Annotated in this window: 19 protein-coding genes and 1 pseudogene; 13 read left to right on the forward strand and 7 right to left on the reverse strand. The window is 40.1% G+C overall.

Going from position 1 to position 25,967, the window contains the following annotated elements; all coding sequences use genetic code 11:
* Positions 1–81: 81 nt before the first annotated feature.
* Positions 82–2,019: a bifunctional diguanylate cyclase/phosphodiesterase gene (locus ACYX4M_RS14585; protein ID WP_476080648.1), complete on the reverse strand. Its 1,938-nt coding sequence runs from the start codon at positions 2,017–2,019 to the stop codon at positions 82–84.
* Positions 2,019–2,747 carry a transglutaminase-like cysteine peptidase gene (locus ACYX4M_RS14590; protein WP_476080649.1) on the reverse strand — a complete coding sequence of 243 codons (729 nt, stop codon included), beginning with the start codon at positions 2,745–2,747 and terminating at the stop codon, positions 2,019–2,021. Before ACYX4M_RS14590 ends, ACYX4M_RS14585 begins: the two co-directional genes overlap by 1 nt.
* A gap of 297 nt (positions 2,748–3,044) precedes the next feature.
* Here ACYX4M_RS14590 and ACYX4M_RS14595 point away from each other — a divergent pair, with 297 nt between their 5' ends.
* From ACYX4M_RS14595 to ACYX4M_RS14620, 6 genes are all read left to right on the forward strand, one after another.
* On the forward strand, positions 3,045–4,184 hold the full coding sequence (locus tag ACYX4M_RS14595) for a glycosyltransferase (protein ID WP_476080650.1): 1,140 nt from the start codon (positions 3,045–3,047) through the stop codon (positions 4,182–4,184).
* A 2-nt stretch (positions 4,185–4,186) separates the two neighbouring features.
* Complete coding sequence (locus ACYX4M_RS14600; protein WP_476080651.1) at positions 4,187–5,509, forward strand: O-antigen ligase family protein; 1,323 nt, start codon at positions 4,187–4,189, stop codon at positions 5,507–5,509.
* A gap of 4 nt (positions 5,510–5,513) precedes the next feature.
* The gene (locus ACYX4M_RS14605; RefSeq protein ID WP_476080652.1) at positions 5,514–6,614 is read left to right on the forward strand and encodes a glycosyltransferase family 4 protein; all 1,101 of its coding nucleotides are present in this window, start codon (positions 5,514–5,516) and stop codon (positions 6,612–6,614) included.
* A gap of 79 nt (positions 6,615–6,693) precedes the next feature.
* Entirely contained in the window at positions 6,694–7,596 is a 903-nt protein-coding gene (locus ACYX4M_RS14610; protein WP_474807426.1) for a glycosyltransferase family 2 protein, read from the forward strand.
* A 60-nt stretch (positions 7,597–7,656) separates the two neighbouring features.
* Positions 7,657–8,892 carry a colanic acid biosynthesis pyruvyl transferase WcaK gene (wcaK, locus tag ACYX4M_RS14615; RefSeq protein ID WP_476080653.1) on the forward strand — a complete coding sequence of 412 codons (1,236 nt, stop codon included), beginning with the start codon at positions 7,657–7,659 and terminating at the stop codon, positions 8,890–8,892.
* Between the two features lie 138 nt (positions 8,893–9,030).
* A complete protein-coding gene (locus ACYX4M_RS14620) occupies positions 9,031–9,669 on the forward strand; it encodes a hypothetical protein (protein WP_476080654.1) in 639 nt (212 codons plus the stop codon).
* 247 nt (positions 9,670–9,916) lie between these two features.
* Here ACYX4M_RS14620 and ACYX4M_RS14625 read toward each other — a convergent pair whose 3' ends face one another.
* The 3 genes from ACYX4M_RS14625 to ACYX4M_RS14635 all read right to left on the reverse strand — a co-directional run bounded on the left by ACYX4M_RS14625 (position 9,917) and on the right by ACYX4M_RS14635 (position 15,541).
* Positions 9,917–11,146, reverse strand: coding sequence for a glycosyltransferase (locus ACYX4M_RS14625; RefSeq protein WP_476080655.1), 1,230 nt, complete (start codon positions 11,144–11,146; stop codon positions 9,917–9,919).
* A gap of 5 nt (positions 11,147–11,151) precedes the next feature.
* Positions 11,152–12,576, reverse strand: coding sequence for an oligosaccharide flippase family protein (locus tag ACYX4M_RS14630; RefSeq protein WP_476080656.1), 1,425 nt, complete (start codon positions 12,574–12,576; stop codon positions 11,152–11,154).
* 493 nt (positions 12,577–13,069) lie between these two features.
* Positions 13,070–15,541, reverse strand: a complete 2,472-nt coding sequence (locus tag ACYX4M_RS14635; RefSeq protein WP_476080657.1) for a right-handed parallel beta-helix repeat-containing protein — start codon at positions 15,539–15,541, stop codon at positions 13,070–13,072.
* 329 nt (positions 15,542–15,870) lie between these two features.
* On the opposite strand from ACYX4M_RS14635, the gene ACYX4M_RS14640 reads away from it, so the two are divergent.
* The gene (locus ACYX4M_RS14640) at positions 15,871–16,968 is read left to right on the forward strand and encodes a glycosyltransferase (protein ID WP_476080658.1); all 1,098 of its coding nucleotides are present in this window, start codon (positions 15,871–15,873) and stop codon (positions 16,966–16,968) included.
* A 72-nt stretch (positions 16,969–17,040) separates the two neighbouring features.
* On the opposite strand, the gene ACYX4M_RS14645 is transcribed toward ACYX4M_RS14640, so the two are convergent.
* Positions 17,041–17,904, reverse strand: coding sequence for a glycosyltransferase (locus ACYX4M_RS14645; RefSeq protein ID WP_476080659.1), 864 nt, complete (start codon positions 17,902–17,904; stop codon positions 17,041–17,043).
* Positions 17,905–18,491: 587 nt separating this feature from the next.
* Here ACYX4M_RS14645 and ACYX4M_RS14650 point away from each other — a divergent pair.
* Complete coding sequence (locus tag ACYX4M_RS14650) at positions 18,492–19,520, forward strand: hypothetical protein (RefSeq protein WP_476080660.1); 1,029 nt, start codon at positions 18,492–18,494, stop codon at positions 19,518–19,520.
* Positions 19,521–19,761: 241 nt separating this feature from the next.
* Here the strand turns inward: ACYX4M_RS14650 and ACYX4M_RS14655 are convergent, their stop codons facing one another.
* Positions 19,762–20,217, reverse strand: a complete 456-nt coding sequence (locus ACYX4M_RS14655; protein WP_333970077.1) for a hypothetical protein — start codon at positions 20,215–20,217, stop codon at positions 19,762–19,764.
* Positions 20,218–20,718: 501 nt separating this feature from the next.
* Between ACYX4M_RS14655 and pheS the strand changes: the two genes are divergently transcribed.
* The 5 genes and pseudogenes from pheS to ACYX4M_RS14680 all read left to right on the forward strand — a co-directional run bounded on the left by pheS (position 20,719) and on the right by ACYX4M_RS14680 (position 25,959).
* A complete protein-coding gene (gene pheS, locus ACYX4M_RS14660; RefSeq protein ID WP_015066912.1) occupies positions 20,719–21,699 on the forward strand; it encodes a phenylalanine--tRNA ligase subunit alpha in 981 nt (326 codons plus the stop codon).
* 14 nt (positions 21,700–21,713) lie between these two features.
* Positions 21,714–24,102: pseudogene (pheT, locus tag ACYX4M_RS14665) on the forward strand (phenylalanine--tRNA ligase subunit beta).
* A 3-nt stretch (positions 24,103–24,105) separates the two neighbouring features.
* Complete coding sequence (ihfA, locus tag ACYX4M_RS14670) at positions 24,106–24,405, forward strand: integration host factor subunit alpha (protein ID WP_012518129.1); 300 nt, start codon at positions 24,106–24,108, stop codon at positions 24,403–24,405.
* A gap of 114 nt (positions 24,406–24,519) precedes the next feature.
* Positions 24,520–25,065, forward strand: a complete 546-nt coding sequence (locus ACYX4M_RS14675) for a hypothetical protein (protein ID WP_476080661.1) — start codon at positions 24,520–24,522, stop codon at positions 25,063–25,065.
* A gap of 300 nt (positions 25,066–25,365) precedes the next feature.
* Positions 25,366–25,959, forward strand: a complete 594-nt coding sequence (locus ACYX4M_RS14680; RefSeq protein ID WP_476080662.1) for a hypothetical protein — start codon at positions 25,366–25,368, stop codon at positions 25,957–25,959.
* Positions 25,960–25,967 lie beyond the last annotated feature (8 nt).

A 25,967-nucleotide genomic window follows, 5' to 3' on the forward strand; every position in this document is an offset into this window, starting at 1 on the left:
CTAACGCCATATAGCCATATTGTACAACAAGTGAACGTATAAGATCTCGTTTTTGTTATACATCTATTCATTTTAGGCTTACTAATACTGCCATAACGAAGGTTTGGCAAAGTAAAAACCCTGCTGATACGAAACATGTAGTTGCGATAGTGCAATCGACTCGGCTTCGTTCTCGACAAGTTCAGCAATAATGCTAATGCTCAACCCGCGTGCAATGCTTAATAAACTACTTACAAATAACTGACTATCTTTGTCTGAGTGAACATCTTTCGTAAGTTTGCCGGAAATTTTTACAAAATGAGGCTGAATAGCCCTCAACCCAGCTAATGATGCAAGATTGTCTCCAAAATGTTCAACCGTAATCTTGCAGCCTAAATTAACCAGCGACTTACAAAATGATACCGCGTCGTTCTTGTGGTGAATTAACGCTGAATCTTCTAATTCAAAGATCAAATAAGTGCACAGCGCTTCATTTTGGTTCAGCAAACCTAACAGCCATTGCCTAAACGACCCACTGGCTAAAGATGCATTTGCAATATTAATTGCAACATTCCTTTTATCTTTTGCCAGTTTATTAAGCACTAAGCTTACCACCAACTTATCAACCTCAGGAATTAAGTTCAAACGTTCAGATGCCGGAATTAATTGTGACATAGGAATAGGGTTGCCAGTATCTCTGTCTTTAAATCGCGCAAACGCCTCGCAGTAAGCGGGTGTGTTTTTTTCAACATTCATTACAGGCTGAATAAGTATATCGGCGTATTGCTGATCTAAAATTTGGTTTAAACGCTCTTTCCACGCTGTGTTACTGTGAATATGAGAAAGCTCAGAAGCGAACTGCCAGCCGTGAGGTTGTTTGGTTGCAGCCATCAGTGCACTGTCGGCATTTTCCATAATTTCGGAAAAAGACTGTTCATCATTAAACTGCGCAGCGCCAATCCATACTGCTTTACTGCCATCTTTAAGTGGGTTGCAAGGCGCTAGGGTACTACAGAGTACGTTTATGTGGGCTTCGCAATCTTGCTTTGTCATTGCTTCTGTAGCCAATACAAAATCAGCGCCAGATACCCTAAACAGAAACGCCGTTTCCTGAATGCTAGATGAGAAGTTTTTAAGCTCTTCAGCTACACCCGTAACATACTTATCGCCATCTTGAGCACCTAATGTCATGTTAATAGCGTTTAGTTGTGCAAGACGTATTAAAATTACATAGCCTTCATCCGAGGTGGCAGTTTTACTAAGTAGGGCATTCATATGGCGTGTGAAAGCGTTTCTGTTTTGCACTCCGGTAAGACTGTCTTCAAAGGCTTGAATTCTGAACTGTTCAGCCTTTTGCGTTAACTCTTTAAACATAACTTCAACAGACGAAGAAAGCCTGTTTACCGCCTGAGTTATAAAAGAAAGTTCTTTGGTAAAAGGTTTGTAGCTAATGTGGGAAAATTTTTGGTTTTGAATGTCTTCAATTTTGTTTACCACAATACGAAGGGGTTTTGTAATAGCAGTGATGATGAACAGCAGGGCAATATAAGCAAAAACAAAGGCTGCAAAAAACATAAACGCACTTTGCTTTACGCTTTCCCATAAGGTTTCATTGGCAAGGCCTGGATGACTTTGAACCGCTAGTTCACCCGCCATCGTCCAACCATCATTTAATTCTGTTTTTTCAACGGGGGGAGCAACTTCTACAATGTTAGTAAACCAGTCTGGCACCGTATCAATGGTGTTAGGGTTACGCCTTTCAATTAGTAAATTGCCTTCCATGTCGGTAATGGTTATGTATTGGTAAAAACCTCTATCGAAAATAGCGTTTACCATGGTTTCGGCTACCGCAATGCCGTTAGCTTCACTTAAATATGGGGTGATTGATAGCCCCAGCGAAGTCGCGGTATCTTGCGCGTGGGTGGCAAGCTGCTCGTTTACATATTCTCTGGTTAGCTTAACGTTTATTATGAAAGAACCAGCAAAAACCAGTATTAAAAAAACCAGTAAGCTTGTACTTAGTTGGGTAGATAGTCTCATTATTCTTCTTTATCTCCGTACATAACGCGGTCTAGCCGCTCTACCATATCGTCCCACATTTTCATTGGGCCGCTTCCCTTCAGCTTCCGGCCCGTTCCCATAGCTTTTGCGGCCCACAAGCCGTTACCATTAAAGCTATAAATGGGTGACAAATCTCTTCTTTTATTAGCAGGTAATATACGCCTATTTATATTATCCAAAACAAGTGGAATAGAGGTTGGGGTTTCATAATACGCCAAAACCATGTGGGGTTGGCGTAATTCTAAGGCGGTTACATACATTAATCGCAACTGTTGTTCAGGGACGCCAAGTTCAATTAAAGAGAAGTATTTGGCAATAGTGTAGTCTTCACAGTCGCCCGCACCAGTAGAAATGAACTCTATTGGCGTTGCCCAATAATCTTTTTGTTGCCAGTGAACAAGGTCGTCTACAAAATCAAAACGATTGAAAAAGCGGTTTATTTCGTAAAGTTTTTCGTCTAGGTCTTCATTTTGTAACTCAGCAACTAATTGTCGCCATTTAGCAACGTCTTCTTTTGCTTCGCTGCCATAAATTGAACCGATACGTGCATAAACTTGCGGCGTGAATACGGTTTTTTGTTGGGCTATAGGCGATGTAACGGCTAGTAAGGTAAGACCTACAACAACAGCTGAGCGAACAGCGGTTAACATACTGCGTGCAGTAAAACGGGTAAGAAAAGGAGAGTGAAAACGTTTCTTTTGGTGCAAACCGTGGGTACTTTATGCAATAGATTAAGGCAAGTGTAAAAAATCTTTCACCACTATGCGATAGCATAGCTTGCCTACCAATAAAGCAATGATGGCAAACTTATTAGGAACTTGAAAGGTATTTCAAATACCAAAAAGTTTTTTTGTACTATATTGATCTTTTTGGCACATTTTATGTTTAAGCTATCTTCAAATAGAGTTTTGAACATATAAGTACATGGTGTGGGTTATGAACTTGCACACCATCTGGTATCATTACCCAGCTTTGTAGTAAATTTACAACGAAAAGGAACTTTCATGGAGTACTCAGCGCGTCCAGCGGTGTTTATCATTAATTCACTTGAAGGCGGCGGCGCTGAACGAGTAATGGTTAAACTGCTAACCATAATGCAATCTTATTTCGTTGCTAAAAACATTCCTGTACATCTAATTCTGCTAGATGATTTGCCTGAATCTCAAGTTTGCCCCGAGTACGTTAATAAAATAGTGCTCAATTCCCAAGGCAGTTTAGTTTCAGGCTATCAACAGCTTAAGCCTGTTTTAGCGGAACTAAACCCAGAATATTGCTTTAGCTTTTTAACGCGAAGTAACTTCCTGAACGTTACGTTAGCCAAGCGCTTAAAGTTTAAAGCTATAATTAGCGAGCGGGTTAATACAACAAGCCACCTTTCTGGCGGCCTAAAGGATAGTGTGAGCCGTTTGTTAGTTCGTTTGCTTTACAATAAAGCCGACAGCGTTGTAGCTGTATCTGAAGGCGTAAAAGCCGACCTTATCGACAACTATGCAGTATCAAGAGACAAGGTAGCGGTGTTGTACAACCCTTACGATATAGACCAACTTCAGGCCCAGGCATCGGAAAATGTGCAGGATCTACCGGTAAAGCCTTACATTATTGGGGTAGGGCGCTTAGTTAAGAATAAAAACTTTTCCTTACTACTCAACGCCTATGCTAAAGCTAACATAGCAGAAAACTTAGTGATTCTGGGCGTGGGCGATGAAGAAGCGAACCTAAAATCACAAGCAAAAGAGCTAGGAATTGAAAGCAAAACGCAGTTTCTTGGTTTTAAAGCAAACCCATACCCTTATTTAAGCAATGCCGAATACTTTGTAAGTACATCAAATGCTGAAGGGTTCCCTAACGCCATTGTTGAAGCCATGTGCTTAGAAAAAGCGGTAATAGCAACAAACTGTGAGTCGGGCCCTGCGGAAATTATTGCCGAACAATATCCTTACAGAGTAACTGGCGCTAGTGATGAAAAAAACGGTATTCTGTGTGAGTTAAATAACGCTGAAGGTGTTGCAAGCGCGTTAAGCTCATTCAGTGACGAAACCGTTCGAGTTTCTTACGCCGCAAAAAGCAAAAGCTGTGCAAAGCAATTTTCTTACAATGCCTTTCAAGAAAAAGTCATAGCCATTATTGAAAAGGTTTGTGAATAAACATGTTCGAAGGGTTAAAGGTAGTTGTTGGCCTAATAAGCTTCATTATGGTGTATCGCACCATAACGGGTAACTGCAATAAATATTTAGCGTTTGCTATTTGCGCTATATGGCTGCGATTCTTTTTGTCGGCGTTTCATACTATTACGTACCCTTCTTTGGTAGCGGGTTTTTCAATAAATGCGCTTTCAAGTATATCGGTTGCAGGGCTTGGGCTTTTCTTCTTACCGTTTGCAGTATTTACCTTACGTAAACTACTTCCTTTCTACTTTCTGTTTCTTGCCATTGCAATGAGTGGCTTTGTTAACATGTTGATTCCAGGCACTATAAATGTATTAGTTAAATGGTGCTATTTCTTGGTGTTAACTGGGGCTATATTTTTATCTGTAAGGGCTCAAGGTCACAGTGTTACCTTTAAAAAGCTATTGGTGTGCTTTTTTATGCCTGTAACAATGCAAGTGCTGTCTATAGTGCTTGGCGAAGTGAAAGCGACAGAGAACGATGGCTCGGCAAGCTATATTGGCGGATATAATCACGAAGCAGCTTTTTCTATGATAATAGTTAGCTTCATCTTTGTACTAGGGTTAACAGAAAGACATGCTATTAGGTTTCGAACCACACTTTTTACGATAGCGGTTTTCCTACTCATACTCGTTAATTACAGAACTGCAGTGTTAACAATTTTACCTATTGCTGCAATCTTCTATTACTCGTTAGTAGAGCAACGTTTGAAGCCTTCCCAAAAAGCCCCTGTTTTAACAGTGGTTTCAATGTTCCTTATTTTTGTTTTTGTGGCACTTTCTTTTTCGATGAGGGAAAGGTTTGCCGACGTTGGAACGTTAGCATCGAACTTAGACCTAATATTTAAAGCGCCTGCCTATTTTACTGAAGCTGAGAAAGACATTATGTCTTCAAGAGTATATTTGTGGAGCCAATATATAGATGCGCTAACAAATTCAGACTTGCTTCAACAATTAGTTGGTTATGGACCAGAGGCGTGGAACGGCGTTTTTAAGCATTATGCACATAACACGTATGTTTCTTACTTTTATGAATACGGATACATAGGGCTGTTCTCTTTTCTATTCCTATGCTCGTATTCTTTAATTATCACCGCTGGTGTAAAAGACAAACGCTTGTCAAAAATCCTGCCACTCTCTTTGATTGGTTTTCTAACAATGAATTTAGCAACAATGCCACTATGGAATATAGAAGGGCTAATATTCTTCGCAATTTTGATGGGCGTTTCTTTAGGTAATACTGCCCCTGCCAAAGCGCGGTATAGTTTTAGAAACCAATTAGCAACATTAACTACAACGGATTAGTTTTATGAAGATATGCGCAATAGGTCTACGCGGTATCCCAGATGTTATGGGAGGGATAGAGTCTCATTGCCAACAGCTTTACCCTAAAATGGTAAGGCACGGAGCGGAGGTTACGGTTTTAGCGCGCTCGCCCTATGTAAGTCAGAAGCGATATGAATATGAAGGTGTAGAAGTTATTAGTGTTTGGGCGCTAAGGCACAAATTGCTAGAAACCTTCTTACATACTTTTATCGCTATTATTTATGCCAGACTTTTTGTAAAACCAGATATTGTGCATTTGCATGCAATAGGACCTGCACTATTCACGCCATTAGCACGATTGCTTGGTATGAAGGTTATGGTTACTCACCATGGCGCAGACTACGACAGGCAAAAGTGGAGTCCATTCGCTAAAAAGGTACTAAAGTTTGGCGAAAAAATGGGTATAAATTATGGCAATGCTGTTTTAGTCGTAGGGAAGACATTAACAGAGCAGTTGAAAATACGTTTCCCAAATGATTCAGATAAACTTCAATACGTACCTAACGGTATGCTACCGAAGTTTGCCGAGGATGTTTCAGACTCTTTTCTTCCAGTAGATCTTGGGTTGCAACCGCATAACTATGTACTCGCAGTGGGTAGATTAGTGCCTGAAAAAGGGTTTCATGATCTTGTACAAGCTTACAAAAAATCAGGAATAGCGGAACCTTTAGTAATTGTCGGTGATGCGGATCACGTTGATGAATATGCATCGACGTTATTAAACAATAGAGCTGAAAAAGTGATATTCGCAGGCCGTCGAAGCGGAAATGAATTACATGCCTTGTTTAAATACGCAAAAGTATTTGTTTTACCTTCATATCATGAGGGACTTCCTATCGTAGCATTAGAGGCAATTAGCGCAGGAACGCCAGTATTACTGAGCGACATATTTCCTAATAAAGATATAGAGGCTAAAAGCGATAGCTACTTTCGTGTCGGAGATATTGAAGCGCTGTCGACTAAACTTAATAAACTAGCAAGTTTAGATTTAAAACTAGACCAGCAAAGTTTCTTATCTCGATTTGATTGGGGAAACATCGCCGAAACAACTACCTCTATTGTAAGAATAATTGCAAAAAGATAAAGAATAGGTTCATGGTAATGATGTAGGCGGATGCGACAGCATTCTGCTACTAAGAACCGGGGGATCCAGAGGGAAGAAAGTGGAAAAACCATTAGTTAGCGTAATTATACCAGTTTACAACGACGAAAAGCGCATTATAGATTGTGTGAATTCGGTATATGAACAGTCTCAGATAAATTACTCTTTAGAGGTCATAGTAGTAGATAACGGCTCTTCAGATAACACCCTGGCTATTATCGAAAGTGAACTTAAAACTAAGTATAAAGACTTGGTGGTGGAAAGCTGCGAAGTTCCAGGTTCCTATGCTGCGCGTAATCAAGGCTTGTCGGTGTGTAACGGCGACTTTACTGCTTTTACAGATTCGGATTGTATTGTTTCGAAAAACTGGATAGACGCGAATCTTACGAAGATTAAAGGGGAAGGGGTAACAACAATAATAGCTGGTGAGGTCAATTTTTTTAAAGAGAACGAAAAATTTACTGAACAAAGCGCGATTGATTTTGAAAATACTTTCTCAATGAAGCAAGAAGAAAATGCTAAAAATGGCAAGTGTATTACAGCAAACTTCTTTTGTTATAAGAAATTTTTCGATTCCGTGGGTGTATTCAATTCTAAATTAAAGTCTGGGGGAGATGTAGAAATAAGTCAGCGCGCTGTAACTAAGGGGGGAGCAGTAATATTTAACCCTGAAGCATCAGTCAATCACCCATCTAGAAATGTCCATGAATTGATTGTCAAACGTAAAAGAATTATAGGTGGAAACTGGGAGACAAAGTTAAAACGCTCGACAACTGTAGACAGAGTGTCTTTTTTAATTAGACTTTTAAAAATGTTTCTTGGGCGCGGAAAGAGCGTCTTATTCTATTCTAACCTAACCCTCAGTAGGAAAGCAGGCCTAATTTATCTACTGTTCAAAATCTGGATAACTAGTAATGTTGAGTTCTTTCGTCTTTTTTTGGGTAAAGAGGCTAATAGAAGTTAGTTTTAGTATTTAATCTGACCACAATTTTCAAATCTTAAGTTTTAACGGAACAACTAAATAATGAAAGTTTTAATAATAGGCAATCACTCGTGTGGCAATAGAGGTGATGGGGCGATACTTCGCGGTTTAATAGAAGAGCTTGAAAGGCATGATAAGAATATTGATATTGATCTTATCTCGCGGTTTCCTATCAGTTCAGAAATACTATTAGGCAAAAAGTTCGAAAATGATTGGTTATATAGATACAAAAGTTATTCAGGCGGTTTAAAAGGAAAGATTAAGAATAGACTTTTTAAAAACAAACTCTTTCAGCAGCTTCTGTCTTCAGCTAAAGAGGGCGATGCTGACAAAAATCTACCTGTTGAATTTAAAGACTATATAACTTCACTGGCGAAATATGACTATATAATTCAAGTTGGCGGCTCTTTCTTTGTTGATTTGTATGGCCTAGGTCAGTTTTATCACGCATTTTGCGCAATAGCTGCCAAACGTCCATTGTTAATGCTTGGCCATTCAGTAGGACCTTTTGAAAATGAGTTATTTTGCGAAGCTGCAGAACTTGTTTTTTCAAAAGCTAAGATACTTGGACTGCGTGAGCCAGTAAGTAAAGGGCTTCTTGAAGAGAAAATGCCTCTGCCTGAAGGTTTTTTTGAAGGAGCAGACACTGCGTGGTTAGTTGGTCCTAATAAAATTGTATTAGAAAATCAAACTTTAGACGAGTTTGTGGCTAGTGGAAAAACAGTAGCTATCACATTAAGAGAGCTTAAACCATTTGATAAAAGGCTAGGTATAACTCAAGAAGAATATGAAACTGCTTTTGGTAAGCTGTGCAATAGTCTTATTGATAAGGGTGTAAATGTTCTAGCGTGCTCTACTTGCACTGGAATAGAGGGTTACCAAAAAGACGATAGAATGGTAGCTTTTAGAGTAAGCAAGCTTATAAAAAATACTGACAAATTCAAAGTTGTTATGGACGAGTTGAATGATGTGGAGTTAGGCAATCTTCTTAGTAAATGCGAGCTGACAATCGGAACTAGGCTCCACAGCGCCATAATATCTATGAACTTTGGTACACCAGCATTCGCTTTAAACTACGAGCACAAGTCTGAAGGCATAATGAATCAACTTGGGTTGCGTGACTTCGGAGTTCCATTAGTAGAATTAATAGATAAAACTTTAGAGCAAAAAGTATTCAACGTATTATCTGATATCGCCTTATTTAGTGAAAAGGTACGCGTTGCTGTGGAATCAGAGCGCGAAAGAGCCCGTGGCATGATCGCTCACTCATTAGAATAGAATTTATTTGTCAGTAATTTTTACACTCATATAAGGTGTCAATGTAAGTTATTGTAATTTATGAGTATTTTTATTGGCATGTGTTTTGCTTTAAATTAATTAGTGGTTTGACCTTTTAGCTTTGTCGAAGGATATAAAATGAAGTTTATTTCTAAAATTGTGTGTATCACAACGTTGTTTTTAGCAAGTAGCGCAAATGCTGCTTTTATTGATTTTGATGACTACACTGCAACAGAGTATAGTAACCAATATAAAGCCGGCACTGCTACGGTTGATAATGGCGGTAGTACCTTAACGCTAGATGGGAACCTATGGGTAGACATCTTAGTTAATACTACCCTGACAAGTACTTCCATTTTGAATTTCACGTTTGAAGCGAATGGTTTAAACGCAGAGTTATACGGCATTGCTTTCGACATCGATGATAGTTTCTCTGTATCAGAAATGGGTGATTTTGCTTTTGTGGGCGGGTCGCAATCTACTATGTTCCCGAGTGCGAATGTTCTTTCTGACTATGAAAGTGGCGATGGTGTTGTTAATTTTTCGATTGAAATTGGACAATATATTACTGGTTCATTCAACCGTATAGTTTTTATTCTTGATAATGATGAAAATTGGTCGGGTTCCGTTGCTTCATTCACCAATGTTGAAATTTGTGACAATATCTTAGTTTGCCAATCTTCTTCAGTTACTCAAGTGGCTGAACCAAGTCATATTGGTTTTGCTGGCCTAGCTATCATGCTAGTTGGTGCGCTAAGACGTAAAATCAAAAAGTAAACCAACGTTGGTATAAAAAAGCCGCTCATTGAGCGGCTTTTTTGTTTGTGTTATTCGTCCTGTCCGCTCTGATGGGATAATTTCACATGGTATTGCGTACAAAAATGTAGTGATATTCGGCTTTTACCACTAACGATGCTTTGCATACATGCTTTTTCAAAGACGAGCTAGTTTGCTTTTCCTTGTTTCAAACTGTTAGGTTGGTAAAATAGGGCAACTACTTTTGCCAAATAGTGTAGCGAGTAGCTTACTGTTTATTAAGAAGTGTACTTAGCTCTTTACCCAGCTTCAAAGAGTTAAACTCGTTTTCAACTTTATTTCTAGCTTCCTTTACAACATGGTTTAGATCATCACTGTTAGCAACGTTTTTTATAGCTATTGCAATGGCTTCAGGGTCATGCTCTGGGACTAGAAATCCGCTTACACCATTTTCGATTAGTTCAGGGATACCACTGTGATAAGTACTAACAACTACTAAGCCGGAAGCCATAGCTTCCATCAAAGCTACCGGGATTCCTTCCATGTCTCCCTTGCTATCAACTATCGATGGCAACAAAAATACATCTGATTTTTCAAGGCTTTTTTGGACGTAATCTGGCGATTGTGCGCCATGAAAGGTTATACGATTATCTACTGAAATGGTTTTACTCAGTGTTACAAGCTCATCATGTAACGCCCCACCACCTATTATGTCCAAATGGAAATCGTCAGATAAATAGTGCATTGCTGAAATAGCATACTTAAGCCCTTTCTTCTCTGTTGCTCTTGCTACACTAATTATTCGAATAGGTTTGCTCACAGGCTTATATTTCAGTGATAACTTGTCAACATTTACACCCATTCGCAAAACTTTTATCGATTCGCTGTTAGCTCCCCATTGCTCTAAGCGCTGTTTCCAAAAATTGCTTATTGGTAGTAAAGTACTATCTTTTGCGAGGTCGACGTATTTATCTTTCCACAGTTCTATATTTTCATACTCACTAATCTCGTAACCATGAAAAACTGTATTTAGATGGCCAGATAAAATGCCCGCGTTTTTCATTGCCTTAGCGACTACACCGTTATTTCCGAAGTGAGCGATAATGCTGTCAGCACTAAAATTTACTGACTTGTTTTTCCAAGAAGTAATTGCGATTTCATAAGCTAAGGTTATTTTGTTGTTTTTCATAAGATGAACTACTAAATCAGCACATGGCGCTAATTTTTTTTCATAAGTTCGAGACAAAATTAGAAATTTTGCTATGAATAACAGTTTAACGGGTTTCTTCACTGATTGAGCACCCTTTGGACTAATAAAGTGCGTTCTAGCTAAAAGGTTGTTCCGTTCTAACGACTCTAAATGAACAGTTTCTTTTTCTTTATAGAACGAAACTATCTGGACGTCGAACCCATTATCGATAAGTGAATTTACTTGATCTATTACAAAAGTCTGCGAAAGAATCGGAAACTTTTTGACGAAGAATATAACTTTTTTCAACGAAACTATCCTTTTTTTAATCGAAGAAGGCCATCTCTAATAAATGAAATGTATTTGAAGCATAGGAATGATACTAAGAGCGTTACTAAACCTACGATGCTTTCCCGTACCAGAAAGGTATCTATAGTTACGTTTAAAAAAAGCATTTTTAGTAATATTAATGGAATCAGCAACAGTAAAAACGGAATTGCCAAACTAAGCGCAATTTTAGCCAACGGAATGCTCAGAACCTGTCCGACAACCAACTTGTTAGCAGTAGGTATGACTAGTAGCTGGAATATTATAAGCGCTACAGCAAGATTAATCACACCGAAATAAGAAGAGCAGTATATAACCGCAATATTCGGGATCATGATACCAAGATTCCAGTAAAAGTTTGCCTTAGTTTTTCCGGAAGAGAGAACGATTGGACCTACCAAGTTACTAGAACCTACTCGAATAAACCAAAAAGCCCCTAATAAGGTTAGTACTATGTATTGCGAGGCGTACTCATCACCCAATAATAATGAAGCTACTAGGTCTGAAAAGAGAATGATTGGAACATAGAAAAATGCCAATACAAATGATTGGGCTCCCATGAAATCCAAGTAGGTCTCTCTTAAGCGGTTTGCATTAGACTGTAGTCCTGCAAAAGTTGGTAGCGCTACCTTATTTACTATTGGTTGTACTGCCATAGCTGGTCGACTGGCCAATTGCTTGATGACATGATAAATTCCAAGATCGTTCGCGCTCAATGTAAGTGACAATATGAGGACATCTAGTTGACGTCTGACGATATTTAAGGTTTGCGTTCCAAATTCAAAGGCTCCGTAGTTAAATGCTTCTTTTATAATTGCCCTTTCAAAAGAGGGGCTAAAATTCACGACTTTACTGAAAACGATAATCAAGCCGATAAGCCTAAATATATAATAACTAATATACGATACGAGTAAGCAGAAAATTTCTAGCTCGGTGGTATTGATAGCGATTAAAAAAGATAGAGATTTGGCTGTTATTTCAATCTTTGCAACCTTATCGTGTGAAAATTGCTTGAGTCCAATAGCTTGGTATTGAGATGATAATGCTGAAAGTGGGAGTAGAATTGCAGCTAACTGCATTGGCCCTTCGAGGATAGAGTAGCCAAGTAGTGAGGTAAGCATTGGGCCTACAAAATAAAAAAATAGAAATGCTGCAATGCCACTACATGCAACCATCAGAAAGATGGTATTAGTGCCACGTTGACTTATTTCTTTTTTATATATTACAAATGAGGATATGCCGCCAAGGGCCATAGCAGTGAATACTTCGATTGCTAAATTGACAATAGCGAAATATCCATATGTAGAAGGCTCGATATAACGGGTTAAAATTGATATTTGTAATATTGTTAACAGTATAGTTACTATCGTTGCAACGGTAGTCCATTTAGTAGCGTTAACTATCCTGCTCATAAAATTTTAAATCCTTTCATGTACTTCTTTTTAAATTGAGTTGTTATAAAACTGTATCACTGCTAGCTTAAAAAATTGCCGGTTGCCAAACAGTTAGCAATAAGCATACCTTGAATTATGTGTGGTATAAGCGTGCTTAAATAAGAATAATGTTAAATGAATATTCTACTATTATTAAAATTACTAGCTCTCAGGAATAATAACATCAATTATTGAATACAAGGTGACAAATTGTTCGCAAAAATGGAAGGAGTAAAGTGCTTACGAAAGTACAGTTTCTGAAAGAAGTTTTTCTAGTTGAATAGAAATGCCTCTCTTTTACAGTTTTGGTAAACATGTTGAGTCAACGGTTAACGATTAGCCCGCCTTTTAACGATAGCCAAACTATTGAGCGAGAGGGGTTTACTCGTAATCTTTCATGTTACCTAAGAGCTATATAAGGCATAATTAAAGATTAGAAAATTCTCTTTGTAATGCCAATCGCAGTTTCCTTTTATTTAATTTTTATCGCTTTAAAAGCTGCTTTATCTCTATTTCGCCAGCTCTCAATATCATCGTTATCTAGCACGAGTATTAGATAATTCACTTTACCTTTCACATATTGCCCAATAGGAAAAGTTATAGTACTAGATTTGGGTATGAAGGAGTCTTCACCTCTAATTCCCCAAGCCTGCTTGCCGTAGAATTTAACCACTCTAGAACTATTTAATTTAGTATCTGTCTCAAAGCCAATACCAACTACTTCTGGATTACCTTCTACTTCAAGCTCCAATTCTAATACAGAGCCCTCAGTTAATGTGTAGCTAATTGGAAACATCTGCCAGTTGTTACCAGTTAAGGTAACGGTATTGTCATCAGAAATCGTAGTAGCTCCGTAGCGGTACTGTTTAGGAAAGCCGCTGTACTCAATCTCGCTCGCTTTGAATTCCCACACTGTTGACGGCTGCTCTACAATGGCTTGTAAAGCTACTTCCGTAGAAAAGTTAGGAATTTTAAATTCTTCGGGTACATATAGAGTAGGTTCAGACGAGCTTTGCAGTGACGCTATGTAAGTAAAATCATCGGAGTAGGGGTGTTCAACAACGTTATCTAAATTGAATTCGTATCTTGCGTCACCAGAATTCTCGTTAAAACAAAGGTCGTTAGTACTTGTACTGCCTACATGCTTTTCTTTATCAAAAATACAGTAGCCAACTGAATAGCCAGTATTCTTAGTCAATATAATATTGTTCTGGGTGGTAACCCAAAATGTCGTGTCATTATTTACTTTCGATGCAGCAATGCCATTACGCTCTACGTCAATAACATTTTCGAATACATAGGTTCTGCCTGCTGGTTTAGAAATTAGTCCTCCAGCTTTTATTGCAGTCCACTCTTTACCTGTTTCGTCACCTAAATTGTGTATGTAGTTATGAAAAATATAGCTGGGGCCTAAAGTATTCGGCGCTATGCTAATACCAGCATAGCCTTGCTCCATTTCGTTGTCGTAAACCAACACATTTTGTTGGCCGCCATCTATTTCTATTAAGTCATCATTTGCATAGGCAAGGTAGTTGCCATAAATTGCCGAGTTCTTAACGAAACCACCACGTCTTTCAAAATTTTTTCTGCCCTCAATAACGTCGTTGAATCTATGATCTGGCGCTCCATAAAAGCGGTTATTTCGAACAATGAATTCGCCCCTGTAGGCATCACTGTCGTGGTATGCCCAAACTTGTAGCGCATTTGCACCTTTAGGGTGACCGACTGCCCAGCTATTCGCACCTAAGTTAGGGCTATGGACCTCACATTCTTCGATTACTGCTATTCCACTTCGCTCTAGGTAAATACCCGAATCGTAATTGATAGGTGAATTATTAGTCGTACTTGAATAGGCTACACCGTTTCTAATATCTACGGCCTGTCTACCATACTCAGATACATTGCATCCTTTAATCCAGATATGGTGTGCTTTTTTGGCAAATATACCGTAACGCTGCCCCCCCTTAACGGTCAGGTTTTCTAGCATAACGTAAGAGTTGTTACCAATATTCACAGCCGCAAGAGCATCGTTGCCAGCTTCAATAACGGGGCCGTCGCCTATAATTTTTGCATAGCCATCAGCGCTACCTTCTATATTTAGCGCTTCTAAATCCAGTTGACCGCCAGCGTAAATTTCAGAAAGGTAATAAATTTTATTTGGGTCGATAAGGGGCGTATTTGATTTTGTAGTAGTTTGAAAGGAATGTTCAACGATATCGCCATTAGCATCCGTAATCGTCACTTCAATATGGTATGTAGTGTCTGCTTCTAGGTACACTATGCTTCCGGCGAACGACCCGTAAATGGGCTCCCATGCTAAATCTAGACCTTCACGCCAATAAGTATCATCTTCGGTTCTAAATTTAACGGCGGCAGTACTTTCTTCATCCTGGCCGTGAATAACTAACCCTATTGAGTTAATGAGCGGGGTAGCAGTATCTTCAAACCCAGAAGCCGAAGCTGCAAAAACTATTGACGGGTCTAACCCTGCTGTAATCGCCGATTCGTAAATATCGTTTTTGCTTAAGTTCGAGTATGTTGAAATAATCTTCATCCACTTTGCTGTATCAATAGGATACAAAGCGAACAGAGTAGAAGCTTGGTTAGAGGTTATATTGGCAAACAGCCTTTTCTTTGCATCTTCACTAAGTGATGGCTTACGTGATAATAGTTTTTGCTTATACAACTGCGCTATCTCGACTTCGTACTTTTCAACAACGGTTGATAGGTTTGTCGGGCCTTTGTAATCAGCTAGTAATGAGTTTACGGTATTATTGTCGCTAATATTCGCATTAAGATAGTTATGCAAAATATCACCGGGTTGGCCGCCTTTTGTGTAATTTTTATCATTCTTGTTCACTGCGGCACAAGAAAGCATTAAAAAAGACAGCAAACCAATTAAAGTGAAGCGAAAAACAGGTGGCTTTGAGTTAGCAGAATGCATGGTATATCCCTATAGATTGAAAAGCATGAAAGGAAAACTAGGGCTGTATTAAAAGGGTAGTGCTAACGTTAGTACGTAGCAAGACGGTGGCTGGGATCTTTACAATTTTAGTTTGATTTTGGTGGTAAAATAGCCTGCCTTATTCGGGTTCATTTGAGTTCTGGAAAAAACGGAATCTAAATTGCTTAATCTAAATGTTTGCAAATGGACTATTAATGATGATTTGTGGCTAACTCACCTATTTCAAGAATAATCTTTAAAGTCAATTTGGTATACTCACTTGTATATCGGACAGAGCAATTGCTTCGATGCACTAAAATGGAAATTTTATGAAGAAAAAAGTAGCCGTTATTCACCCTGAGGCAGGGTTTTCATCAAGCGGCGGATCTCAGCTCAGTGCGTATGAAATGGCGGAACATCTTGCCACATTTTTTGACGTAAAGCTTTTAAGCTCATCTAAGTGTAGTGAACACAGTGTAGTTATTCCCTGTATTCCCAGAGGGAAGGTGAAAAAAGCCCAGCGCAATAAAACCATTGATTGGTTGCTAACGCGCTTTGTTTCTAATCCATCTTTGCTTATCGAGTCGCTAACTAGCTTCCTAACATATACGCCATATTTAATGTTTAAGCGATGTGATGTCATTTACCCCAATAACGATTATGGTGGCTTGGCAGTAGCAGCAGTAATTAGAAAGCTATTCAAAACGCCTATTCTTTATACCGAAAGGGCTGGGATGGTATCAAACGGTAAAGTATTACGTCGCAATTTGAAGTTTAAGCCCGACTGCTTGGTTGTGTTTAACCAAGAAACTAAAGAATATGTTAATTCTATAGCACCAGAGCAACGGGTGGAAATTATCCCAAACGGTGTAAACCTAGCTAAATTCAGCCCACAAGGCGAGAAATATGAGCATGGTTTACAAGGCAAAGTATTGTTAACTGTGGGTGCGTTAAATAGGCAAAATCACAAGCGTATATATTTGGCAATTGAGGCAGTAAGCCAGCTGAACGATGTTTCATTGCTTATTTGTGGTGACGGCCCAGATGTACAGTACTTTAACGAACTTTGTATTCAGAAGTTAGGTGCACAACGCTTTAAAATCGTTAAAGTCGACTTCGCTGATATTCCTAATGTTTATCGTTCAGTAGATGCATTTACATTGCCATCTGAAGACGAGCCTTTTGGGCGAGTATATTTAGAAGCAATGGCAAGCGGGTTGCCCGTTGTAGCTACCGATGACTCCATGCGCAGAACGCTGATAGGTAAAGCCGGGGTGGTTTGTGACGTTGAAAACATTGAAGAATACGCTGCTGCCATATCCACTACACTATCAACCGACTGGGCAAATGCGCCGATAGAGCAGGCCGCTGATTTTAGTTGGGAGAGTGTGGCCGAGCGCTATGCAGAAGTAATAAACAAATTGTAGTACTTTTTTCTGATATAGGAAGTGCGCTGTTAGTTTTGTTAACGGCGCACACTAAATGTGGAACAATGTTGGCTACTTGCCGAACTTACGACGAAGTCTGTCTTTCCCTAGAATAACTTTTGCGGTGGCTACTAAGCCAGCTTCTCTTACAGACAATCCAAGCCAGCCCAGCTTATTATTTTTCTTTCCAATTTGACTAAGTATTTGATTGGCAACACGGTCGTTATAAGCTTCTTTGCCTAATAGCGCCCTGTGTTTTTTAAAAGCCTTAAGCCTAGGGAAGACTTTTTCTAGTGGCATATTGGCTACTTCGGTAGAAATGCTAACATGACCTCTGCGATAGAGATAAATATCTTTAGGTATGTTTCTGAAAACAGCATCTTCTAACGTAATACGAACAAAGAAGTCCCAGTCTTGGCTGTTCTTTAGTTCTTCATCAAACATCAGCTTTTTAGCTAATGATGCCTTGCACGTAACACCACTCATTCCGCAGAATTTATTACCTTTTTTGATTACATCTGTAGTGATAACTTCAGTTTCGTTAATGTGTATTTTATCCGGTGTTTCAAGGAATCGGTACCCACAGGTCACAGCGTCAGCGCGTTGATGCTCTGCGATGTGCTGTTCTAGGTAATCATTATCCCATACATCATCGTCATCTAAGAACGCAATAATATCTGACGTCGACTTAGATATACCTAAATTGCGTGCCGCGTTAGCACCTGATGCCACTGGAACTTTAACGTAAGTAAATTGCTCACTTGGAAAGAGAGATAATACTTCTTCATAGCTTACTGATGAGCCATCATCAATGACGAACACTTCTTTTGGCATAACAGTTTGTTTTAATACTGCAGCGAGTGATTCTTTGAGATAGTCGGGGCGATTATGCGTTGTGATTATAACGGAAACTGATGGTAGCACTTGTACTTCCATATTTTTTAATATCCTTTTACCGAACTAAAACTATTTACTAGGAAGCAAAATAAATGCCGTTGCCTAACATACGGAGCAACAGTGTACTATCTTAGCTCTTCTAAAAAAACATTGAAGTGTCATTTTAAAACGTTAAAAACGTATGTGTGCAAGTATTCTCTTCAGCATAGAGTTAATATTTAATTTCTGTTCGCTTGCTTTTTTATCAAGTTATCGTCCTATATTAAGTGAAAGAAACTATTCTTACCAAATAAGTGGGGAGAACCTAATTTATTAATTTAGCTGCAAATGCTTGTACGGGATATTTGGAATTAATTGCTGCAGCGTGCAACCTTCAGGATTGTAGTCTACAACCAAGTAGTACAGGTATATGCTCGAATAAATTCATATAGTGTTATAAAGAATACACATTTGACTATTTTTTCCCGTTTCTTCTAAACACTTTTGATATTAAATAGCCAGTCTTATCAGGTCTGTATTGATGATGGTAGTTGAAGTGAATAAATACTGTGGCCTACAACAAAAAGCACAAAAGAAACTTGATTTCTGTGATTTTTTAAAAAATAACTAAGGTGGGAGCGTTCTATATGCAAAATTTTAAGAGTCGGGCCAAGGTCATATTAGTTGCGGTACTTTTTACCCTAATTGTAGCGCCAGCTTTCGCTGGAAAGGACTTTATTAAAAAAGATCTGCGCTCTGAAGATACGATTGTTGTTAAAGTCTTGGCACAAAAGTTATCGAATGAACATTTAACACTTATAGTACATGGTGGAAGCAAGGCTTTAATGATGTCGGCATACGAGGCAGCGCAGAAACTTGATGAAGATGGTCATTCTATTGCTTTTCTCCTTGCAGGAAGTTCAAATGGAGACGATTCTTCTGCAAAAATTGAGTTTTACGTTGATGGATTTTCAGCTTTTTCGGCTTTGATAAGGCGGCAACCCGAATATCAGCGAGTTTCAAATGTTGACCGCGTACTTAAAAGTGCTCATTTTGCTATAGAACGAGCAATCACGGTGCGCGCCGAAGTGAATAAAGCAATAAATAGCTACAGAGAATCTTTCTCAAAAATCCTGATTGTAAACCACCGAGGCTACGCTGCAAATGAAACAGAAAAGTTAGCTAAAGAAAATTGTGGAAAGTTGACTCGAACGGAATCCTGTAGAAACAAACTTATTTATGTTGTGTACGGCAATAATATTTCGATAGCTAGCAATACCCTAGCAGCTCTTGACCAAATTAGCGTTGAAAACGGGTTGAATGCCGTTTTTGTATGGGCAAATCAGCTTGTGAACAATTTAGGCACTATAGCTGTCGCATACATGAATGGTAACACAAATGGTTATGTTGCAGACGCTAATATAGAGTTGATAAAGTTGAGGGGAATGGATAGTTATCTTGATTTTATGCTTTTGAAAACTTATGACAAAGAGTTGCCTGGTTATGCATATCGCGAGTCTGCGAAAACGATTCTTAAAGATCCGGTGGCGTTTGCTCGAAAGTCTGGGCTATCACAGAGTGATATCCCTGCATTGAAAAAACACGCTTTGGAAGTATTGTCATGGGACAACAGTGATGATGTTAAAGCTCGTATAGAGATTCTCGAAAGTAAGTGATTTGCACAATGAAGAAAAGTAAGCTGCTCAACAAGAGAGATTGACTTATAGGAACGTGAAATAACTGTTTTATTCTTGGATCTTATAAACGTGAAATAACTGTTTTATTCTTGGATCTTATAAAAGTTGTCTTGTTCAATAATTGGTAGAATGGTTAGCGTAAAAGATCAATCTTAATAGTGGATTTCGAGTCTTGTCTCTTCGCACAGCGCTAGGACGGCTAACAGCCCGATAAACTATATTACTTCGCATCTTCGCTATGTGGTAATAGCCAAGGGGCGCACAAGCACCAGCCATTCCAAGCATGGGCTTGATATTGAAAGTAATTATCGTGCCACCATATGTACATCTCGGAAAAAAGTTTTATTGCTAAGTCTGTATCAATCTCGTTTTCATTTTTTAATATGGTTAGGCGACGGTAAAAGTGGACAATACGCATGATGGCCATGACTTTTTCATGATTATTTTTATATTGCTCCATAATGCACTCTGGCGTAGACGGCCGGAGCTTTACTACCGCTTTGTCGGCTTCAACTCTAGCCTTCGCCATTGCTTCGCCTTCAAACTCAGATGCTAGATCTAAAGTGTTTCTTCGTTTTTCCCTTTTTCTAAGAAGCTTATCTCTTATCAGAAAGCCTATGAAGCCGCCGACAATACCAAACGAGAGAGTTACAGCTTTTTCGACTATGTATTCCATGTTGATCCCCAAGGCAATGATTCTACTAACTTATATACAAACCTTTGTGGTCAATATACCGAAAGATATTCGTCTAAGCGTAACCCGTTCCACCAACAAAATAGTCAAGTTGAAATACTCTATAACGGTGTTTTTCCCTCTTAGACACAGCCATCGTAGCTAAACGTAATAATCGTGCTGTACAGTTGGGAACTAAAAAACAACGGTAATATCTCTCAGTGTTTTCCTATACAGTATTATTGTTTATAAATTGTACTCTATTATAGGTGGGGATATGTTGCCAGCCCTGTTGATTAAATTATTAGCTTTTTACATGAAGTTGTAAATTTTCCCTGTTGGCTCAACTAAACCCACCAAAATTTCGCCATTATCAGCTATATAGGGTAGCGGTAATGTCTGTCACTCGTGTAAACTACCGCTTTTATTTCAGGCAAGCCTTAGCGCACAGAAAAATTCTTCCTATGCTTTGGCCATGCAGTCATCATGTAAATTGAGGAAAACATGGAGCTTGACGCTATTATCAATCAGGCACAAAGCCAGATTGACGCTGCACAAGATGCAGCCACATTAGACCAAGTTAGGGTCGAATTCATGGGTAAGAAAGGTAAACTTACCGACTTACTTAAAGGGCTTGGAAAGTTATCGAACGAAGAACGTCCTGCCGCAGGCCAAAAGATTAACCAAGCTAAGCAGGTTATTCAGCAAGCTATTTCTGCAAAAGGTGAGTTTTTACGCACTGAAGAGCTTAACAAAAAGCTAGCCGAAGAAGCTATTGATGTAACTTTGCCAGGCCGCACTGAAAAGCCAGGTAATTTGCACCCGGTTAGCCGCACTATTGCACGTATTGAATCTTTCTTTGGTGAGCTTGGTTTTTCAGTTAAAACCGGCCCTGAAATTGAAGATGGCTTTCACAATTTCGACGCACTGAACATTCCTGCGAATCACCCAGCGCGTGCCGATCACGATACCTTCTATTTTAACCCAGACATGATGCTTCGAACGCAAACCTCTGGTGTTCAAATTCGCACCATGGAAGCGGAAAAGCCGCCATTGCGTATTATCTCGCCAGGTCGCGTGTATCGTAACGATTACGATCAAACCCACACGCCAATGTTCCACCAGGTGGAAGGTTTGATGGTTGATAAGAACGTTAGCTTTACCGACCTTAAAGGTATTTTGCACGACTTCTTACATCACTTCTTTGAGGAGTCGCTAGAAATTCGCTTCCGTCCGTCGTACTTCCCGTTTACCGAGCCTTCAGCAGAAGTAGACGTTATGGGTAAAAACGGTCAGTGGCTTGAAGTACTAGGCTGCGGCATGGTGCACCCAAATGTACTTAAAGCTGTGGGTATCGACCCTGAAGAGTATACAGGTTTTGCCTTTGGTATGGGCGTAGAGCGCTTAACTATGCTTCGTTACGGTGTTAACGACTTGCGCGCGTTCTTTGAAAACGATCTTCGTTTCCTTAAGCAGTTCAACTAAGGCAGAGAGTACACATGAAATTCAGTGAAAAATGGTTAAGAGAGTGGGTTAACCCGTCGCTGTCGGCACATGAACTGTCTGAACAGTTGAGCATGGCTGGCCTAGAAGTAGACGGTGTTGAGCCAGTAGCAGGCGATTTTAAAGGCGTGCTAGTAGGTGAAGTAGTAGAGTGCGGTCAGCACCCGAACGCCGATAAACTGCGCGTAACTAAAATTAACGTAGGTGGCGATGAGCTACTTGATATCGTTTGTGGTGCACCTAACTGTCGTCAGGGCATTAAAGTAGCGGTAGCGGTTGTTGGCGCTGTATTGCCAGGCGATTTTAAAATTAAGAAAGCGAAAGCTTCGCGGCGAGCCATCATTCGGCATGCTATGTAGCTTCTCTGAGCTAGGTATTAGCGACGACCACGACGGTATTATCGAGCTTCCAGCCGATGCACCTATTGGCGAAGACATTCGCGATTACCTTGGTCTTGATGACAACGCTATTGAAGTAGACCTTACACCAAACCGTGCAGACTGTTTGGGTATTCGCGGTATTGCCCGTGAAGTAGGCGTGCTTAATAACCTTGACGTTTGCGAGCCTGAAGTAGCAGCGGTAAACGCAACAATTGGTGATAAATTATCAATTACGTTAAGCGCTGATGACGCATGCCCACGTTATTTGGGGCGTGTGGTTAAAGGCGTAAATGTTAAAGCAGCATCGCCACTGTGGTTAGTTGAAAAGCTACGTCGTTGCGGTATTCGCAGCATCGACCCCATTGTAGATGTGACTAACTTTGTATTGCTAGAGCTTGGCCAGCCAATGCACGCGTTTAACCTTGCCAGCATTGAAGGCAACATTAACGTACGTATGGCGAATGAAGGCGAAGCCCTTACGCTACTTGATGAAACCGAAGCTAAGCTGCAAAGCAATACGTTAGTTATTGCCGATGACAACAAAGCGCTAGCCATGGCGGGTATTTTCGGTGGCCTACACTCTGGTGTAACGACTGAAACGCAAGATATTTTGCTTGAAAGTGCATTCTTTAGCCGTGATGCCATTATGGGCCGTGCTCGTCAGTATGGTTTGCATACCGATGCATCGCACCGCTATGAGCGTGGCGTAGACCCGCTACTTCAGCGTAAAGCAATGGAGCGCGCTACTGCACTAGTTCTTGAAATTTGTGGTGGTGAAGCTGGCCCTGTGGTTGAAGCTGTGGCTGAAGACAAGCTACCTAAGCAGGCAACGGTTACGCTTCGTCGTGAACGTTTAGCTCGTGTACTAGGCATTAGCATTGATGATGCAAAAGTAACGGAAATGCTTAACCGCCTTGGTTTAGACGTTACTCAAACTGAAGCAGGCTGGGAAGCGGTTGCGCCAAGCTATCGTTTTGATATTTCAATTGAAGAAGATTTGATTGAAGAAATTGCCCGCGTATACGGCTACAACAACATTCCAAACGTGGCGCCTAAAGCTACGCTGGCAATGTTGCCTTCGCAAGAAGCTAAGCTGCCACTAAACACTATGAAGTCGTTGCTTCTTAGCCGTGGCTACAATGAAGCGATTACTTACTCGTTTGTAGACCCTAAAATTCAAAACGCATTATTCCCAGACGTGAAAGGCATGGTGTTACCACACCCAATCTCTTCTGACATGTCGGTAATGCGCGTTAGTTTATGGCCGGGTCTGCTAGGTGCTACTGCTTATAATCAGAAGCGTCAGCAACAACGTGTTCGCATGTTTGAAACCGGATTACGCTTTATTCCTCAACAAGATGCGCCAAATGGTGTATTGCAACAACAAGTAATTGGTGGTGTAGTAGCAGGGCGTCGTAATGAAGAACATTGGGACTTGGGCGACAGCCCGGTTGATTTCTTTGATGCGAAAGCAGACGTTGAGGCGTTGTTGGCACTTACGGGTAAAACCGGTGAGTTCCAGTTCGTTACAGGGCAGCATAGTGCGTTGCACCCTGGCATGACGGCAAAAATTTTGCTTAATGATGAAGAAGTTGGCTATATTGGTGCTATACACCCGCAGTTTACTAAATTGCTTGGTGTTAACGGCCGCGTATTTGTGTTCGAACTAGTGGTAGATGCCATTACCGATCGGAAATTACCGTCAGCCGTACCAGTATCGCGCTTCCCATCGAATCGCCGTGATATTGCTATTACGGTTAAAGATGAAGTGCGTGTAGGAAATGTTCTTTCTTACATAGAAAATATTGGCGTAAATCAACTAGTTGCTCTAAACTTGTTCGATGAGTACAAAGGCAAGGGAATTGAGCCTGGCTATAAGAGCCTTGCTTTGTCACTTCATTTACAAGATCCGGATAAAACCTTGGAAGAAGCTGAAATTCAGCAAGCTGTAGATACTGTGGTTAAAGGTCTGGAATCTGAGTTTGGGGCCGCGTTAAGAGAGTAAACTATGGCATTGACCAAAGCCGAGATGGCTGAACACCTATTCGAGAAACTAGGCATTAACAAGCGTGATGCGAAGGATCTGGTAGAGCTTTTTTTCGAAGAGATTAAAGGCGCTCTGGAATCTGGTGAGCAAGTAAAACTGTCAGGTTTTGGCAACTTTGACCTGCGTGATAAAAACGAACGTCCTGGCCGTAATCCTAAAACCGGTGAAGACATTCCTATTAAAGCGCGTCGAGTGGTAACCTTCCGCCCGGGTCAAAAATTAAAAAGCCGAGTTGAAAACTCTGAGCCTGTCGACCAATAATCTTTAGGTCGTTACAATATTGAAAAAGAGCGAGGTCTCTCGCTCTTTTTTGTATTGCTTCTTTTTAACAGTGCACCCGCACTGATTTCTATATGCATGTCTTTGGAGGAAAGTGTGAAAAAAGCACTTGTTGTTCTTGCTATTATTGTTGCTGCTACCTTTTCATGGTTTGCTTATTTGTCGCTAGATGCAGACAAGCGAGATCAAGACGCAGCGCAAGTTCCACTTATAACGGTAATGGAAATTCTGCACGCAAGCGATTTGCAGGCAGGCGTAAAGCAGGCGGTTAAAAATGGCAATGAGGAAGACATTGACGCGTGGATGGCACAAGCCCGCGAAGTAGGGCAAGCTGCTAACTTGTCACCTGAAGATATGGATTATCTTAGCTCGGAAACCGCCGAAGACTACGTTGTTTTTAATGCCAAACGCCAGCTGTATAACGAAGCCTTTGAATCGCGCTATTATGCCTTAGAAGATGTTGAATCGTTGAAGGCGGAATATCCTGAAGCCAAAGATTTATTTCCACGCACTGATGCGCTGATTAAAAAGCGCGACGCCATTATTCAACAAATAGCGGTAGCTATTTCGGGTAACGAACAGCCTGATGAAGCAGCGCTTGAGGAAGCGCGCAAGCACTGGTTAGCGCAGGCGGGTGAGTAGATTATGTTTAAGGCTATGACTTAGGCTATTGTTCTCGCTGCGCTCAAACACTCATCAGAAATCTATACCCTAGACCAGCTTCATACTCCCTCCTACTTTTCATACTATAAATTTATTGAAAGCTCAATTTGAAAATGTACGCAATATGGCGTACATTTTCTTCCTAGTCCTCATCATTTTGATAGCAGAATTACAGTACATGTAATTAAGACAAAGCTAGCCGGTCAGAGTTGGTACGTTAAATGGTATTTTGTAGAGCCAAATAGCGTTTTTATAAGCGTTCACCATTGAGGAAAAGGTATGAAAATTTTCAAAGTAGGCGAGTCGCAGAAAGCGGCATGTAATAAGTGCCAATCATTTGAAAATGCAACATTTCAACTTAGAGATGTGCCTTTCAGTGATGGTACGGGGGTGGTTAAAAAGGTCTTGGTGGGGGTATGTGATAAGTGTGAAAGTGTGACTGTGTTACCTCACCAATCTACACCTGCGGTTAAACGTCAATATGAAGCAAAGCGAAAGCCAGTGGAAGGGCGTTTACCTGCGCATTTAATCGATATTCTAAATTTAGCGACAATGGAAATTGGTGCAACTATAGACTTTGTTCCAAGCATGATGAAGTACTACATTCACTCATTGTCTGAAGATGAAAAGTCAGCGAAAAAGATAGCGAGTTATCTTCAAAGTGACTTGGCAAAAGGTAGATCAGAAAAGCGCCTATCGCTAAAAGGGCGTAAGATTTTCGAAGACATAGAGCATCTTAAGTCACTATCGCACATAGAAAATACCACTGATTTACTGAAAGGTATTATCCTTAAGATAAACGAAGATGTGTTGATTAAAAAAAGGCTTAAACCAATCGAAAACCTTAAGAACATAATGGCAGCAGTCGCATAACCAAATAG

The sequence above is a fragment of the Alteromonas sp. ABV4_150 genome (assembly GCF_056311745.1).